Here is a 16,074-nt window from a genome sequence, read left to right as displayed (position 1 = left end):
TTGGTACGATTAAAAAAATAGGATTAAAATGGGGGAATTAAAATGGGGAAATTGAGTATAGGATTTATAGGTACTGGAGTAATGGGTGCGAGTATTGTTGCACATTTATTAAATGCGGATTATAAAGTGACACTATATACACGAACGAAAGAGAAAGCAGAGAGTCTCATAGAGAAGGGTGCTGTTTGGGCTGAAACGGCTGGTGCGGCAACAGTGAATTCGGATATTGTATTTACAATGGTTGGTTATCCTAAGGATGTCGAAGAAGTATATTATGGTAAGGATGGCATTTTTCCAGCTAGTAAAGAAGGTCAAATTCTTATTGATATGACGACTTCAAGTCCTGCGCTCGCAATAAAGATTGCTCAGGAGGCCGCTTCACGAAAAGTAGATTCGATTGATGCTCCTGTTTCTGGAGGAGATATTGGAGCGAAAAATGGAACATTATCCATTATGTGTGGCGGTGAAAAGACGGTTTTTGATAAAGTTTTACCGATTTTATCGGTTTTTGGAAAAGGAATTGTGTATCAAGGGGAAGCAGGATCAGGTCAACACACAAAAATGTGCAACCAAATCACGATTGCAACCAACATGATAGGTGTGTGTGAAGCACTTGCTTATGCAAATAAAGCTGGGCTTGACCCTGAAACAGTTCTTTCTTCAATAGCGGCGGGTGCAGCAAGTTCATGGTCCTTATCAAATCTAGCTCCTCGAATTTTGAATGAAGATTTTGAACCCGGTTTTTTTGTGAAGCATTTCTTGAAAGACATGAACATTGCGCTGGATGAGGCGAAACGAATGAATTTGGCGTTACCTGGTTTGGAGCTTGCTTTTGAGATGTATGAACAATTAGTTGAAAAAGGGTATGGCGACAAAGGGACACAAGTTCTCTATAAAAGATATAAGTAAATAAAGATAAAACTAAATATATAGTAAACAAAGCCGAAATAAGTATTACGGACTATCTTGAACCGTCAAAGCAACAGCAAATAAAAGAAGATGGGCAAGGTGAATATAGTGCAAAAAGTGTCATTAAAACTTGAAGTCTTTGAATTTGTGGAGTTCCGCGTCGAAAAAAGCAAATTTGGAATTAATATTAAACATGTGAGAGAAATTATTGAGCCAATTCCAGTAACTGTAATACCTCATTCTCATGCTTTTGTTGAAGGAATTATTCAACTTCGTGGAGATGTTATTCCTGTTATAGATTTTAAAAAAGTTATTGGAGTGCCTGGGGAAAGTGCTGATAGTGAGGCTAAATATATTATTTCTGAATTCAACGGTATTACGGTAGCATTAGATGTAACTGCAGTTACACAAATTGAGCGTATAAATTATTCCGAAATAGAGGCAGCCTCAGATATGTACGAAGGATCTACTGTACCTGTTACCGGTGTCATTAAGCGTGACGACGGAATGATCCTACTTGTCGATTTTGAGAAAATAATCGCAGAACAATTTAAGTAACAAAGAAAAGCGGGTAAATTAAAACAGCCTGTATTCACACCAAATGGTTCGTGTGAAAGTAGGCTGTCGATTATCCATCAAGATACGAGGACCTGAAACTTTGTGAATTCTTTTCTTTGTGAATGCTTTTTTTTGGAACAATCTTTTTCACTTTTATTTCTGTTTCGAGTGGAAAATCTAAATAATTAGATAGAAGCTCTCTTGCAGTTTTTAAACTCATTCGCTCCTGTGGATTACGCGAAGTTTGGTCTTGGTGGCCGAGGTGTGGGAGTGTTTTAAAGTCATCTTTTTCTGGAATTGTATGAAAAAGGAACCCGCTACAGCATACAAGTGTAGTTGAATGTTGCTTACTAAACTTAGGATTATCAACAAAATGCAATCCGACTTTTTCAGCATTACCGGTACGAATTAACTTTTCTAAAGACATTTTTTTAAGAGTGTAGAGATGTCTATTATCTGGAGCAGTTTTTGCATGGCGATTCACGGTATAAATTGCAATTGCCAATTGACGAATAGTTTGTTTTGTATCCAAAACTTACCTCCTTTTTTTTATTGGAAACGAAATGAATACTACTATAATAACAAAATGAGTAAGTTCTGTACAATTTCAGACAAAAAACTGGGAATTGTTGTATTTACAAAAGGTTTTGAAATTGGACCTGCTGCGTCCAATTAGGGGGAATATTGAATTGAATGATAGTCATCTACAGAGTGTCGGGAAATACATCGACCAACATCCGAATAAAATGTCAATCCTCCTTAAAAAAAGTATTGGAGATGAATTTGATGTTATTTATGCAAATAACATCGCGAAGGACTACTTTTCAAGTGAATCAAATCGTGTGGCTTCACTATTTTTCGGAGTATTTTGGACTAAGATTAATAGACAAATGAAAAATCTGAAATCAATTACACATTATACAACCGAAATCAATCATACAGTGAATCGGAAAAAATTTCTGTTTGAGATTACGTTTCAAAAAAATAATGATATGGATGATGAAGTAATTTATATCGAGTTACAAGAACGGTTAGATATTCTAGAAGAAAAAAGTTTACGTGATCAATTACAAGATAAATATGTATCTGTGATTAATCATAATATGGATCCAATCATAACGATTAATAAAGAATGGCAAATAACGTATGCGAATCCATCGGTTCATACAACCTATGGATATAAAGCAAAAGAACTTTCCGGTCGTTCAATATTAAATCTAGTGACAGATGTGAGTTCAAATCAATTTCACGAGCTTATTAGAGGTGGTTTTTTAGGGGAATCCATTGATGTTGACGAAATATATATTTACAAAAAGAATGGGGAATACTTGCAAGTCCATTTGAAAGCAATTCCAGTAAGTACTGAGGGAGAAGTTACAGAATTGCACTTGATTGTTCGGGATACATCAATAGATCAGGAAAACAATGAAAAACTTCTTTATTTATCTTATAATGATCAACTAACAGGCCTGTGGAATAGAAGTGCGATGAAGGAACATTTTGTTACAGATTCACTAAATGCTAATAAAAATGCTGAACGCTTGTTTTTGATCCATTTGGGTCTTGATCGTTTTAAGCTAATCAACGATTCTCTTGGTCATACTGGTGCTGATACTATTTTAATGATGGTGGCAGATCGTCTTAAATTAATCTGTCCACAAATGGGTCGACTTTACCGTAAAGGTGGAGATGAATTTGTTATAACCTTACAAAACAATTGTGTAGCTGAAATAGAAAGACTTGCACAACGAATATTAAATGACTTTAGTAAACCGTTTTATCTTAACCAGCAAGAATACTTTATTTCTGCATCCATCGGTATTTCTGTTTTTCCGGTAGATGCATGCAAGTTTGAAGAGTTGCTGAAAAAATCGGAACAGGCCCTCTCTTTTGTAAAAGATCGTGGTCGTTCTCAATATCGCTTTTATCAGGATGAAATGAATTCAATTGTTGCCGATGAAGTATTAATGGAATCTCATTTGCGTAGAGCTATTGAGATGGATGAACTAAGGGTTTATTATCAGCCGCAAGTGGACTTGAAAACAGGTACAATATCGAGTTTTGAAGCTTTATTACGTTGGAGTAACAGGAAGTTTGGATTTGTTTCACCTGCCAAGTTCATACCGATAGCCGAGGAGTCAGGACTTATTCACAGCATAGGTGACTGGGTATTGAATCAAGTATGCAAGCAATTGAAAGAATGGCAAGAAAAAGGATATCGTCCTGTTAGAATTGCAGTAAATATATCGCCAAAACAGTTCCGGGTGGAAACGTTTGCTGAAAATATGCAAGAAAAAATAGAAAGCTATGGTATTGTTCCGTCTTCTCTAGAAGTTGAAATTACGGAAAATGCCCTAACAAGTGTTCATGAAACGTTGACTATTTTGAATACGTTAAAAGAAATTGGCGTCATGATCTCCGTGGATGATTTTGGAACGGGATATTCATCACTTAGCTATTTGAAAAAATATCCAATAGATATTATTAAAATTGATCGTTCTTTCATTCAAGATATTGGATTAGATGATAAAAATAAAGCAATCGCAAAAACAATTATTAATCTTGCGTATTATTTAAATATGGAAGTAATTGCAGAAGGCGTTGAAACCGAATTACAAGCGAGTATTCTTCTTGCCGCAAACTGTCAGAAGGCACAAGGTTTCTTATACAGTAAAGCGATTCCTGTTGATGAACTTGTAGATAAGTATTTATTAAAGCATGTTATCGTTTAATAGATTTGAATGTAAAAACTGTAATCTAGATTTCTTCTACACCTTTATACGTGATACAATAATGAGTGAATAGTCATTCACTTAATAAAGGGGGAATAAAAATGTTTGAAGAAAAGGTTATTATTGTTACAGGTGGATCTAATGGAATGGGTAAGTACATGGCAAAGAAATTCGCTGATGAAGGTGCAAATGTCGTTATTACAGGTAGAGACTTGGATCGTTTAACAGCTGCAAAAGAGGAACTTGGAAAGAACGTTCATATCTTTCAAATGGATGTCCGTAGTGTAGAATCCGTTGACGCTATGGTTGCTTTTACAGATGAGAAGTTTGGCAGAATTGATGGCCTTGTAAATAATGCTGCTGGAAACTTTATCGTTCATGCTGAAGACCTCTCACCAAATGGTTGGAAATCTGTTATCGATATCGTTTTGAATGGTACATTCTATTGTTCAAGCGCTGTGGGTAAGTATTGGATTAAAAATGGAACAAAGGGTTCTATTATCAATATGCTTGCAACATATGCTTGGAACGCTGGAGCAGGTGTCGTTCATTCAGCTGCAGCTAAAGCAGGTGTTATGTCACTTACACGCACGCTTGCGGTCGAATGGGGGACGCAATACGGTATTCGAGTGAATGGTATAGCCCCAGGACCGATTGATCGTACAGGCGGTGCTGAGAAGTTATGGGAGTCAGAAGAAGCAGCAAAAAGAACGATTAAATCAATTCCACTAGGCAGACTCGGTCAACCCGAAGAAATCGCCGAACTCGCAGCATTTATTATGTCTGATAAAGCTTCTTATATGAACGGAGAAATTGTAACCCTAGACGGCGGACAATGGCTCAATCAATATCCATTTTAATAAACGAATATAGTAAATAAAACGGATTATTCTATATAAAAAAGTAGCCTAGTACTTGATAAAATCAAGTACTAGGCTACTTTTGTTTTGATAATAAACATCCTAAAGCAGGACTGGATAAATGATTAGTACTAAGAAACCTTTAGGTGAAGTCTGCTTTTATCTAGCCTACCATGAAAAAGCACCCTGCAGGCGGTATTGGGAACCGAGAACCCGTGTGAATCTAAGTACCACAAACTTTCTAAACACACTATCGAACTTTAAATATAGACATCATGATACATATTTAACATCCTGTAAAATAATTCGTAAAAACTACTCGTACATAATGAAAAGGTACAGGCCAGTATCGACTGATTGTGATATGATAGATATGAAGAAATTAATTAAATGTATAGAGATAGAAGGAGCCGATTTATATGATTTCTGTCAATAACAGAGATTTTCTTTTAACGCCAATCTCCGACTACATTATTTCAGCTGAGAAAGTAGCAAACGTACAGCTTGGAAATAACGCAGAGCACGCCTTACTAGTTCTTACGAAAACAGGCTACTCATCAATTCCAGTTCTTGATTCAAAAGATCGACTTCAAGGTTTACTCAGTATGGGAATGATTATGGATTCGATTTTAGGAATTGCACATATTGAATATGAACGTTTATTTGATTTAAAAGTTGATGCGATTATGAATACAGATATCCCAACAATTCGAACTACAGACCGTTTTCAAAGAGGGCTGGATTTACTAATAAATCATCCATTTCTTTGTGTAGTAGATGAAGATGGTGTTTTTGCGGGGATTTTTACAAGAAGAGTCGTTCTAAAGCAGTTTAAGAAATACATTTATTCCGATCAATAAAGATTCATAGTACATCGAAAGGCTCTCAAGTAGGGCCTTTTTCTGTTTAAATTCAACATTCCTCTTTAGATGTAATTTATCGAGGTTTGTTTGATTTACTATGTTTTGTAAAAGGGGAATTTGCAATGGCTGAAACTAAAAAAATAACGAATCGACCGCTCGTACTTATATCTGTAATGCTCGCAATGTTTGTTAGTGCTGTAGAAGCAACAATTGTAACAACAGCAATGCCGGTAATAGCTTCAGACCTTGGGGGTTTTTCAAGATACAGCTGGATTTTTTCCTCGTATTTATTAATGAGCACGGTTACGGTGCTCATTTACGGGAAGTTGGCTGATATATTTGGAAGGAAACCGGTTTTGTTTTTCGGTCTTTCTATTTTTTTAATAGGATCTATTTTATGTGGGTTTGCGACGTCAATGGAAATGTTGATATTCTTTCGATTGATTCAAGGTCTTGGTGCTGGAGCGGTTATGCCTATTGCGACTACGATTATTGGAGATATTTATTCGACAGAAGAGCGGGCTAAAATTCAAGGCTATTTATCGAGTGTATGGGGTGTTTCGGCTGTTCTGGGGCCAGTCATCGGCGGTACAATTGTACAGTTTTTAAGTTGGGAATACATTTTCTGGGTCAATGTTCCACTTGGAATAATTGCGATTGTTGGACTAGCCAAATTCTTACACGAACCAGAACGGGAGAAGAAAGTCTCGATTGATTATAAAGGTGCTGCGCTTCTGACGGTATCCCTATCCGCTATATTATTTTGGCTTGTAGAAGGTGGACAATCATTTAGTCGTCTTTCGGTAATGAGTGTTTCACTAATTAGCGTGGGTATCGGTTTGTTTATTCTCTTTGTGATTGTGGAAAGATCGGCAAAGGACCCAATGATGCCCTTTTCCATATGGAGAAATCCTGTCATACTTTATGCGAATCTTGTGTCCTTTACAACCGGAGTCATTTTAATTGGGGTTTCGGCTTATTTACCAACATTTGTTACAGGCGTGATGGAACAGCCTGCAATTATTGCGGGATTTGCGCTTACTGCAATGTCCATCGGTTGGCCGATCGCATCTTCATTTGCTGGACATTTACTTGTGCGTTTTGGAACGTTTACAGTCTCATTTGCTGGTACAATCTCACTTGTTTTTGGTGCATCCTTATTCGTTTTAATGAATGCAGGTTCAGGTCCTTTATGGGCAGCAACAGCGAGCTTTTTCATCGGTGTCGGAATGGGGTTAACGAGCACTTCATTCATCGTCACAATTCAAGGTGCTGTACCTAGGGAAAAAAGAGGTTCGGCAACGGCTGCAAATATGTTCATGCGGAATTTTGGGAACACGTTTGGCGTGGCATTGTTTGGAGCAATATTGAATACATCTTTAATGAACGGATTTAGCGAAAAGGGACTTAACTTCTCGTTAGACGATGTGAATTTACTCCTAACGGCTGAGAAAAGAGAGTCTTTGGGACAAGAACAACTGCTTGCATTACAAAATACACTCGATAGTTCATTGCAGTGGGTTTACTTGGGAGTAGCATTTTTTGCGGTACTAAGCTTACTTCTGGTATTACGAATTCCACGCGGAAGGGAGTTATATAATGTCAATGACCGAACTTGAAATTATTAAAACATTGGCTGAAGAGGGAAATATGAGGAAGGCGGCTGAGCGATTGTTTTTATCGCAACCCGCACTTTCTCAACGTCTTCAGACAATTGAAAAGGAATGGGAGACGCTGCTATTTATTCGCTCGCAAAAAGGTCTTGAGCCTACGCCTGAAGGTGAACATGTTATTGCATATGCTCGCGAAGCGCTTATGAGACGTGAAGAAGTATTTGAAGCAATCACTTCAATGGCAGATAAAGTCCACGGTACATTGAAAATTGCATGTGCTTCAATCGTTGGACAAACATGGTTGCCACAAGTTCTGAAAGAGTATGTCGAGAGCTATCCGAACGCTCAAATATCTTTAATAACAGGCTGGAGTTCTGAAATTGTGAAAGCACTGAATGATCGGGAAGCACATGTTGGAATTGTTCGAGGTAAGATTGACTGGAAAAGTCGGAAAACACACTTATTTAGGGATCAGATGTATTTAGTAGACCGTGAAATCACTTCAATAGAAGAATTAAAAGATTCTACGCGTCCATTTATTCAATTTAAAAGCGATTCTAATTATCATATGGAAATCCAACATTGGTGGAAAAGTCATTTTACTCAAGTTCCAGGTCGGCAAATTACTGTCGATCAAATTGAAACGTGTAAACAACTTGCGTTAAATGGAATTGGCTATGCAATTTTACCAGCGATCACACTTACTGGGGATGAGCTTGTGAATAAAATACCTTTACTCAACAGTGAAGAAGAATTTGAGTTAACACGGGACACGTGGCTCATTGGTTATGAATCGACATTTGAATTAAAACAAGTCGAGGCTTTCGCAGAAATTGTGCAATCGCATGCCGAGAAATTACGGAATAGTAAATTTTTCTTGAAATAAGAGGAACTTAAATGGTAGTGATTCGTACTAATAGAGAGGTTACAAACAATTCACTAAATGAAACGGTAGGGAGATGATATAGATGGGGAAAAAGATATCCGCTTTGGTATTCGTATTACTTGCTGTCATTATGGTACTTCCAGGGGTAAATGCGTCTGCTGCTCCAGATTTAAAGGTAAGCGTTACTACTGGTTTTGACGGCAAATCAAAATACGATAAAGGCGCTCCAGCACAAATTAAAATAGAAAATAGTGGAACTGCATTTAGTGGAGATTTAGTCATTGATATTCAAAGTTCTTATAATTTAGGTTCCGGTAGAGCAATACCTCTTGATATAGAATCAGGAGAATCCAAAACAATTTCACTTGTAATGCCAAGTTCAGAGGATCATTATGGACACGGTTTTGGGAGCGGGGCTGTAAAACGAATTTTCCTTTATGAAGGTGGATGGGAAAAAGGAAAGGAGCTCAAACACAAAGGAGCTCAGCAATTCAGTCCTGCTTCTTACGGCTTTGACAGTGCATTTGTATTTATGTTTACCAATAATATCGACCGATTATCTGCATTAAAAAAAGCAAAAGGAACTCAATTTAATAATGCTCAGTACATTGATGGATCTAAGATTGATGGTTCGATTCTGCCTGATGAATTACTAGGTTGGGAAATGATTGACATTATAGTTATGGATGAATATCCTTTAGCAGATTTACCACAACAGAAGCAAGAAGCTCTATTGGCTTGGGTTCGCTCAGGTGGAAAGTTGTTTATTGGAAGTTCAGACAATATCAATACGGAAGTAGGAATCTTCTCAGAATATTTGCCGTTAAAGCTTGGGGATCGGAATGAGTTGGATCCTGGGCTCCTTAATAACTGGGCAAATACGGAAGAGTTTAGTAGTCCAATCCCGTCATTTAAAGCCAGTCTGGCAGAAGGGGCCAAATCCATTCTAAGTGATGGAGATGCTACATACATTGCTTCTTCTGAGGTTGGTACTGGAGTCATTTACCAAACGGCCTTTTCATTTGGTGATGATCCCATTTCAAAAATGGAAGGAATGCCGGCATTATGGGAAACGTTAATCGATCTGGGTGGATTCTCGATACAACCCCATTATAACCAAATGAATCAATCACTTGGTATGCTGTCAAATCATGTTGGATATACAAACGAAATTTTTCCGTCTTTCAAAGTATCTGCACCATTGCTTTCTGGAATCATTTTACTGTATATCATTTTAATCATTCCAATTCTTTATTTTATTTTAAAAAAGAAAGACAAACGAGAATATACTTGGTGGATCATTCCTTTAGTGGCTGTTGTCACATCCATTGCTATTTTTGGTTATGGAGCAAAAGATCGTATTGGTAGAGCACAAATCCAACATACAGCAGTCGTGAATGCTCAATTGGATGGTAAAGCGAAAGGTTATTTTGCTGAAGCGATCCTGTCGAATAAATCAGGGGACTATACATTTACTTCAGGGGCTGATACAACATTAACAGCCTCAGTTAAGCAAGATCTATTCGGTAATAATTCGCAACTCTTGCACAATCGAGCAATGGTTGAAAAAGATGTAGCGGCTAGTTCAATTCATCTAAGAAATGTAGGGTATTGGAATGTTGCATCTGCATATGGGGAAACGACGTTCGACGAAGTGGGCCAGCTTTTAGTGGATTTAACTGTTTCGAATAAAAAGCTAGTCGGTACGATTCAGAACGACTATCCATTTGGATTGACAGATGTTGCTATTTGGTCCGGTTCAAAACTATTGCCAATCGGCGACATTGGACCAGGTGAAACGGTCGAAGTAGAGGAAGCATTAAAGTTATCCTTTTTATTGTCAGCATCCCCTATGAACAATAATTATATGGGTCAACCGCAAATAAATAACGATGATTTGATGGAAATGAGAAAAGAGGGGACGTTACAGTTTTTAAGTGAATTAATACAGGAATCAAAAACCCCTATATTGATAGCTTATACAGATACACAACTTATTCCTGTCGAAGTTGAAAAAAATAAAACGACTCTTTCTGCATTAACACTTATTTCACAACCGTTTGAAGTAGAAATGGAACTTGAAGGTGAGCTTACTCTTGAACCCGGAATGATGGATATGTCGATTGTTTCCGAAGATGGAAATATGGAACCTGACATGTATGACTTTCAAATGAATATAGGTTACTTCAGTGAAGCGGTTTATTTACAAAAATGGAAAATAGGAGAGAAGTTCCTAGAATCTAATATCAATTGGACATCGCTTGATGTAACGAAAATACAAAAGGAATTGTATGATTTAAGTGTGTTGAATCATAAGACTGGGTTGTTTGAAGTACAACCAAGCGGTAAGGTGAAAATAACAGAGAATCCTTCAAACTATATTTCTCCTCAAGGTGAAATCGATATTCAAATAGTGTTTCATAAATCTAGAGAAGGAAACGAAGCGAGCATTCCTGAACTTAGATTGACTGGGGAGGTGACGAAATGATTGAAATAAAAGGTTTGACTAAAAAATACGGTAATTTTTATGCTTTGAACAACTTAACGATTACGTTAGAAGAAGGAACTGTTTTTGGATTTGTGGGGTCGAATGGAGCGGGAAAGTCAACGACATTTCTCATTTTGGCAACCCTTTTACAACCAACATCTGGTGAAGTGTTCATTGATGGAGTAAGCATTCGTGAAAACCCGACTGCAATTCGTAAACTGATTGGATATATGCCCGACTTTTTTGGAGTGTACGACCAACTTAAAGCAGAGGAATATTTGGATTTTTATGGTGCAAGTTATGGAATTCCAGAAATAGAACGAAAAAAGCTAATACCGCAATTGCTCGAACTTGTGAATTTGGCGGATAAAGGAAATGAATACGTCGATTTGTTATCTCGAGGGATGAAACAACGTTTATGTCTTGCGAGGAGTCTCATTCATGATCCCAAAATCCTTATACTAGATGAACCTGCATCTGGATTAGATCCACGGGCCCGAGTTGAAATGAGAGATATATTAAAAACACTGAAAAAGATGGGGAAAACAATTTTAATTTCGTCTCATATTCTTCCTGAACTGGCGGAAATGTGCGATGAAATTGGCGTTATTGATAATGGTGTATTAATAGCACACGGGTCTGTTGAGGAAATTCAAGCGAAGCTCCATGGTGAACGCGTCATTACCGTGAGATTATCCGAAAGTGATCGACAAACTGCCGTTGCATTTTTTGAAGATGAGCCACTCGTCGCGAATATTAAACATTTGACCAACGAAAATGAATTCACTTTTACTTATAATGGAACAAAAGAAGATCAAGTTGCGCTTTTAAAACGTGCAGTACTGAGTAATTTGCCCATACTTTCGTTTACGGAACATATTACAAATTTAGAAGATGTGTTCATGGAAATTACGAAAGGGGTGGATTGAAATGAAAATGAACTTTAAAAATCCAGTCTTGTCCAAGGAATTGAAACTTAGATTTCGTTCCTCGAAGAGTTTTACAGGAATTCTATTTTATTTAATTGCAATGTGCATATTTGTTTTTGGGTTTATTTTTGTAACGATACAAGTGAATGGAACATCCTATTTTAGACCGGATGAAAGTTTAATTTTATTCTCTATATTAGCATTCATTCAGCTCGGCCTCGTATTATTCACTACGCCAGGGTTGACTGCCGGAACTATAAGTACGGAAAGAGAAAAACAAACATTACCGATTTTATTAACAACATCGCAAAGTTCGTTTCAAATAATACTAGGAAAATTATTATCATCGATTGCGTTTTTGTTATTATTAATTGTTGCAGCATTACCGATATACAGTCTTGTTTTTTTGTTTGGAGGGACTTCACCACAAGAATTTGTTCTTGTGTTCGCATTCCTATTCATAACGTTACTGGCGATTGGTAGCATTGGCGTTATGTTTTCCACGCTCATACGGAGAACCATTGTAGCTATGATTGTGACATATGGAACAATGTTGTTCCTATCCATTATTACTGCATTTTTATTTCTACTCGTCATGCAGTTATCGGTTTTCGGACAAATGGGAACGGGGGTACAATCCTCATCCTATTTCGGCTATTTTATAGCATCTATTAATCCGGGGATTTTGATGGCTAGCTTATTATCGCCGTCAGTCGGTGTCGGAATTGCTGAATTCACCAGTGTTCAGTTTCCAATTTGGGCGAGTTATTTAATTTTCTACTCAATCGTAACTGTCGTGTCCTTATTTATTGCTGTTAAAGGGTTACGTGTCAATATGAAACGTTCAAAGTGAAGGGGGTACACGAATGAAGAACGAAAACCTGTTGAAAAAATATATAACTGCTGCTTTAGCACGGCTTAGATTTGAAAAAATAATTTATCAAATTCAAGGTGGTTTATTAGTTGCTTCATTCTGTGCGGTTCTAATCTTTCTACTTTCTAGAATGTTCATTCTTCCAAACTATGAGTTTTACGCGTTTGGGGCAGCGGTCACCGCACTTGTTGGCTCGGTTATATGGATTGTTTATAAACGGGTCCAAATGGGCGAAGCAATTCATAAACTTGATGGATTCATCCCGGAAAACATTTTGATTACCGCTGTTTCATTAAACCGGGATGAATCGATTTTAGCAACTGCTGTTATTGATAAAGCCTCGTCTGAAGTACCCGCGGCTTATGAGCTGTTTAAGAAACGAAAGAAAAAATATTTGAATGTGAAGATGTTTGGAGGATTTGTTTTTTTTACAATTCTCTTAATAGGGTTGATGTTATTTCCTTCTGAACCCCAAATTGAAGCGATAGCCATGCAGAAGGAAAAGGCAATCGTGGAAGAAATGAAAAAAGATATTCAAAAGTTAATTGAAAAAGAAAAAGTACCTGTTGTGAAAAAAGAGTTGCAAGAGCTTGGCGACAAGCTTCAAGACGCAAAAGTTTCTGAAGAGGTATTGAAAGAAATAGTGAAGAAGCAAAAAGAAATGCAGTTAAAAGAACAACGGCTTCGGGACAAAGAAACAGTTGCGAAAAATACTGGAGAAGCTTCAGATGCCTTGTCGGACGCAGAAATTGAGGAGCTTGCTGCTGTTGGGGAGTTATCCAATAAGTTGGCACAAAATATAGGTAAGTCACATTCTGCTTTAAATAAAATCGGTAAGGCACCAAAACTTCCTGCATCATCGACTGCTTTAGGCAACCCAACGAATCCGAGTGATTCGAGCAAACCAGGGGAATCAGGCGGTACTACAAAACCTGGAAGTTCTACTGATGGAAATGAAGGTACTGGTGAAGCAGGTGAAGGTTCAGACAAGGAACCTACAGAAGGTCAGGGAGAAGGTCAAGGCGAAGGTCAAGGCGAAGGTCAAGGTCAAGGTCAAGGCCAAGGTCAAGGTCAAGGACAGGGTCAAGGTCAAGGACAGGGCCAAGGTCAAGGTCAAGGTCAAGGTCAAGGCCAAGGCCAAGGCCAAGGTCAAGGCCAAGGACAGGGTCAAGGTCAGGGTCAAGGTCAAGGTATTGGAACAGGTTCAGGTGGAAGGAATCTTCTGTCTATACCAGTAGATCGAATTGGTGGGAAAACAGATCCATCTATTGATAGCGGTGAGCTTGGTAAGGGAGAGTTCATAGAAGAATCTGAAGCGACTACACCTACTGAACGAGGAACTGTTCGTCCATATCAAGAAGTAGTCGGTAGCTACAAAGAATCTTACTTAAAGGGTACAGACAAAATGAGATTACCATCCGATTTACAGCAAATTCTTGCTGATTATTTCTCCTCAATTGAATGAATAAAGAATGGGAGTGTATTGATGTCATTTACGCCAGAACAATTTAAAGAGATGAGCGAAAGACTAGGTGAAGTAAGAAATGAAATAGGGAAGTTTATCGTTGGTCAAAATGAGGCTGTTGAATTCTCTCTCTACTCTATCTTAGCGGATGGTCATGCACTTCTAGAAGGGTTACCAGGGCTTGGAAAAACGATGCTCATTCGAACAATTTCCGATGTTTTGGACTTATCTTTTTCACGAATTCAGTTTACACCCGATCTAATGCCAGCAGATATAACGGGAACGAGTATATTGGAGCGAAGCGAGGAAGGAATGCAACGTTTCGCTTTTAAGAAAGGACCGATTTTCAGTCAGATGGTTCTTGCGGATGAAATAAATCGGGCGACACCAAAAACTCAAAGTGCATTGCTCGAGGCCATGGGTGAAAAAACGGTGACCGTTCTTGGAGAGACAAGACAAATGGCGCGGCCTTTCTTCGTTCTTGCAACACAAAATCCAATAGAAATGGAAGGGACTTACCCGCTACCTGAAGCACAAATGGACCGATTTATGTGTAAGATTTTATTACCGTATCCAAAGAAGTCTGAACTAAAGGAAATTATTTTACGGACAACTGGTTCACAGAAGATACAAATCGAAAAAGTAATGAACGCAGAAGAAATAGTCATTGCTCAAGAAATGGTTAAAGAAGTGATTATCGCAGATGAAATGATTGATTATGCCGTAGATCTTGTTTCTGCAACACATAATAAGACCGGCTCGGCAGAAGAGTGGACGAAGTATGTTCAATATGGAAGTGGACCTCGTGGACTTCAATCCATTATTAAACTTGCGAAGGCTCGTGCGCTAATAGCAGGAAGATTCCACGTTTCTATCATGGATATTAAATCGGTTGCCAAACCCGCTCTTCGTCATCGAATTCTTATGAACTACGAAGGGGAAGCGGAGGGCATAGAAATCGATGAATTGATTGAAAAGCTAATTGAAGAAGTTCGGCAAGGAGAATCTTCGAGATGACGGGTGAGTTATTTTCAAACCGGCTGACGAAGAGGCTAAGTTCGTTATCTATTATTTCAAAATCAGGTCGTCTGGGGCAACATAAAGGAACGCATCGATCTAGAAAAATGGGGTCTTCACTCGACTTCTCGGATTACAGAGAATATCATCCTGGTGATGACCTTAGACATATTGATTGGAATGTATATGCTCGAACCGATAAGCCGTTCATCAAACAATTTTTAGATGAACAGGAGATGCGTATACATATTTTACTCGATCCTACAAAATCAATGGGTGCGGATGACAAATGGGATTTTGCGCGTCAATTAGCGATTGCTCTCGGTCATATTGCATTAAAGAGTGGAGATACTCTATCTTTTTCCACATGGTCAGATGAACAAAATTACTTTCTTAGAAAAAAAGGCGCAATTCATAGATCTTCTATAACTAAATTTATTTCATCCATTGAATATCCGGAGTCGACGAGTCCATTTACGAATAATGTCTTAAAGCATCTTCCAAAAGCATCTACAGTTTTATTCATCATTACAGATGGGCTTGAAGAGTTGGATAAGTGGGAGCAGCTTTTTAAAAGGCTAAGAGGTGTATGTCGAGATGTTCGAATCATTACAATTCACTCCAAACAAGAAGAGAAACCGGCGTTTGAAGGTGATGTGCGATTTGTAGACATTGAAAGCGAAGAGGGCGTTGAAGTAACAATAACAAGTCGTTCTATGAAAGACTATAGTACCCGTAAGGCTGAACATGAAGCCTATCTATTAACACTGGCAAGTAAGTATGGAATCCGTTTACTTCGGGCAGAAGTTTCGGACGGTATTATGGAAACCGTGACTAAAAAGATGAGACACGCAGCATGGATTCGTTAAGGAGGGGAGCG

Annotated in this window: 14 protein-coding genes; 13 read left to right on the top strand and 1 reads right to left on the bottom strand. The window is 38.0% G+C overall.

Annotation, left to right across the window (positions count from 1 at the left end; all coding sequences use genetic code 11):
* The first annotated feature begins 42 nt into the window (after positions 1-42).
* On the top strand, positions 43-909 hold the full coding sequence (locus ACFSFY_RS13500; protein ID WP_381538850.1) for an NAD(P)-dependent oxidoreductase: 867 nt from the start codon (positions 43-45) through the stop codon (positions 907-909).
* A gap of 99 nt (positions 910-1,008) precedes the next feature.
* Positions 1,009-1,467, top strand: coding sequence for a chemotaxis protein CheW (locus tag ACFSFY_RS13495; protein ID WP_381538848.1), 459 nt, complete (start codon positions 1,009-1,011; stop codon positions 1,465-1,467).
* 70 nt (positions 1,468-1,537) lie between these two features.
* Here ACFSFY_RS13495 and ACFSFY_RS13490 read toward each other — a convergent pair whose 3' ends face one another.
* Positions 1,538-1,999 carry a YkyB family protein gene (locus tag ACFSFY_RS13490; RefSeq protein ID WP_381538846.1) on the bottom strand — a complete coding sequence of 154 codons (462 nt, stop codon included), beginning with the start codon at positions 1,997-1,999 and terminating at the stop codon, positions 1,538-1,540.
* A 505-nt stretch (positions 2,000-2,504) separates the two neighbouring features.
* Here ACFSFY_RS13490 and ACFSFY_RS13485 point away from each other — a divergent pair.
* The 11 genes from ACFSFY_RS13485 (at position 2,505) to ACFSFY_RS13435 (ending at position 16,063) form a co-directional block, all read left to right on the top strand.
* Positions 2,505-4,199 carry an EAL domain-containing protein gene (locus tag ACFSFY_RS13485; RefSeq protein WP_381539080.1) on the top strand — a complete coding sequence of 565 codons (1,695 nt, stop codon included), beginning with the start codon at positions 2,505-2,507 and terminating at the stop codon, positions 4,197-4,199.
* Positions 4,200-4,300: 101 nt separating this feature from the next.
* Positions 4,301-5,059 carry a 2,4-dienoyl-CoA reductase gene (gene fadH, locus ACFSFY_RS13480; RefSeq protein WP_381538844.1) on the top strand — a complete coding sequence of 253 codons (759 nt, stop codon included), beginning with the start codon at positions 4,301-4,303 and terminating at the stop codon, positions 5,057-5,059.
* 419 nt (positions 5,060-5,478) lie between these two features.
* On the top strand, positions 5,479-5,919 hold the full coding sequence (gene cbpB / locus ACFSFY_RS13475) for a cyclic-di-AMP-binding protein CbpB (protein WP_381538843.1): 441 nt from the start codon (positions 5,479-5,481) through the stop codon (positions 5,917-5,919).
* A gap of 125 nt (positions 5,920-6,044) precedes the next feature.
* A complete protein-coding gene (locus ACFSFY_RS13470; protein WP_381538841.1) occupies positions 6,045-7,541 on the top strand; it encodes an MDR family MFS transporter in 1,497 nt (498 codons plus the stop codon).
* On the top strand, positions 7,522-8,421 hold the full coding sequence (locus tag ACFSFY_RS13465; RefSeq protein ID WP_381538839.1) for a LysR family transcriptional regulator: 900 nt from the start codon (positions 7,522-7,524) through the stop codon (positions 8,419-8,421). The genes ACFSFY_RS13470 and ACFSFY_RS13465 overlap by 20 nt, the downstream gene beginning before the upstream one ends.
* Positions 8,422-8,503: 82 nt before the next feature.
* A complete protein-coding gene (locus ACFSFY_RS13460) occupies positions 8,504-10,909 on the top strand; it encodes a hypothetical protein (RefSeq protein ID WP_381538838.1) in 2,406 nt (801 codons plus the stop codon).
* Positions 10,906-11,838, top strand: a complete 933-nt coding sequence (locus ACFSFY_RS13455) for an ABC transporter ATP-binding protein (protein ID WP_381538836.1) — start codon at positions 10,906-10,908, stop codon at positions 11,836-11,838. Before ACFSFY_RS13460 ends, ACFSFY_RS13455 begins: the two co-directional genes overlap by 4 nt.
* A 1-nt stretch (position 11,839) precedes the next feature.
* On the top strand, positions 11,840-12,691 hold the full coding sequence (locus ACFSFY_RS13450) for an ABC transporter permease (protein ID WP_381538834.1): 852 nt from the start codon (positions 11,840-11,842) through the stop codon (positions 12,689-12,691).
* Positions 12,692-12,704: 13 nt separating this feature from the next.
* Positions 12,705-14,177 carry a hypothetical protein gene (locus ACFSFY_RS13445; protein ID WP_381538832.1) on the top strand — a complete coding sequence of 491 codons (1,473 nt, stop codon included), beginning with the start codon at positions 12,705-12,707 and terminating at the stop codon, positions 14,175-14,177.
* Between the two features lie 21 nt (positions 14,178-14,198).
* Positions 14,199-15,194, top strand: a complete 996-nt coding sequence (locus ACFSFY_RS13440) for an AAA family ATPase (protein WP_381538831.1) — start codon at positions 14,199-14,201, stop codon at positions 15,192-15,194.
* The gene (locus tag ACFSFY_RS13435; protein ID WP_381538829.1) at positions 15,191-16,063 is read left to right on the top strand and encodes a DUF58 domain-containing protein; all 873 of its coding nucleotides are present in this window, start codon (positions 15,191-15,193) and stop codon (positions 16,061-16,063) included. Before ACFSFY_RS13440 ends, ACFSFY_RS13435 begins: the two co-directional genes overlap by 4 nt.
* Positions 16,064-16,074: the final 11 nt, after the last annotated feature.

The sequence above is a fragment of the Sporosarcina siberiensis genome (assembly GCF_042681925.1).
Classification (GTDB): Bacteria; Bacillota; Bacilli; order Bacillales_A; family Planococcaceae; genus Sporosarcina; species Sporosarcina siberiensis.
Note: the sequence above shows the minus strand (reverse complement) of the source record. Positions and strands in the feature narration are given on the sequence as shown.

Coding starts and splice junctions, on each gene's coding strand:
- ACFSFY_RS13500 (WP_381538850.1), top strand. CDS start 43: ATGGGGAAATTGAGTATAGGATTTATAGGTACTGGAGTAATGGGTGCG.
- fadH (WP_381538844.1), top strand. CDS start 4,301: ATGTTTGAAGAAAAGGTTATTATTGTTACAGGTGGATCTAATGGAATG.
- cbpB (WP_381538843.1), top strand. CDS start 5,479: ATGATTTCTGTCAATAACAGAGATTTTCTTTTAACGCCAATCTCCGAC.
- ACFSFY_RS13470 (WP_381538841.1), top strand. CDS start 6,045: ATGGCTGAAACTAAAAAAATAACGAATCGACCGCTCGTACTTATATCT.
- ACFSFY_RS13465 (WP_381538839.1), top strand. CDS start 7,522: ATGTCAATGACCGAACTTGAAATTATTAAAACATTGGCTGAAGAGGGA.
- ACFSFY_RS13460 (WP_381538838.1), top strand. CDS start 8,504: ATGGGGAAAAAGATATCCGCTTTGGTATTCGTATTACTTGCTGTCATT.
- ACFSFY_RS13455 (WP_381538836.1), top strand. CDS start 10,906: ATGATTGAAATAAAAGGTTTGACTAAAAAATACGGTAATTTTTATGCT.
- ACFSFY_RS13450 (WP_381538834.1), top strand. CDS start 11,840: ATGAAAATGAACTTTAAAAATCCAGTCTTGTCCAAGGAATTGAAACTT.
- ACFSFY_RS13445 (WP_381538832.1), top strand. CDS start 12,705: ATGAAGAACGAAAACCTGTTGAAAAAATATATAACTGCTGCTTTAGCA.
- ACFSFY_RS13440 (WP_381538831.1), top strand. CDS start 14,199: ATGTCATTTACGCCAGAACAATTTAAAGAGATGAGCGAAAGACTAGGT.
- ACFSFY_RS13435 (WP_381538829.1), top strand. CDS start 15,191: ATGACGGGTGAGTTATTTTCAAACCGGCTGACGAAGAGGCTAAGTTCG.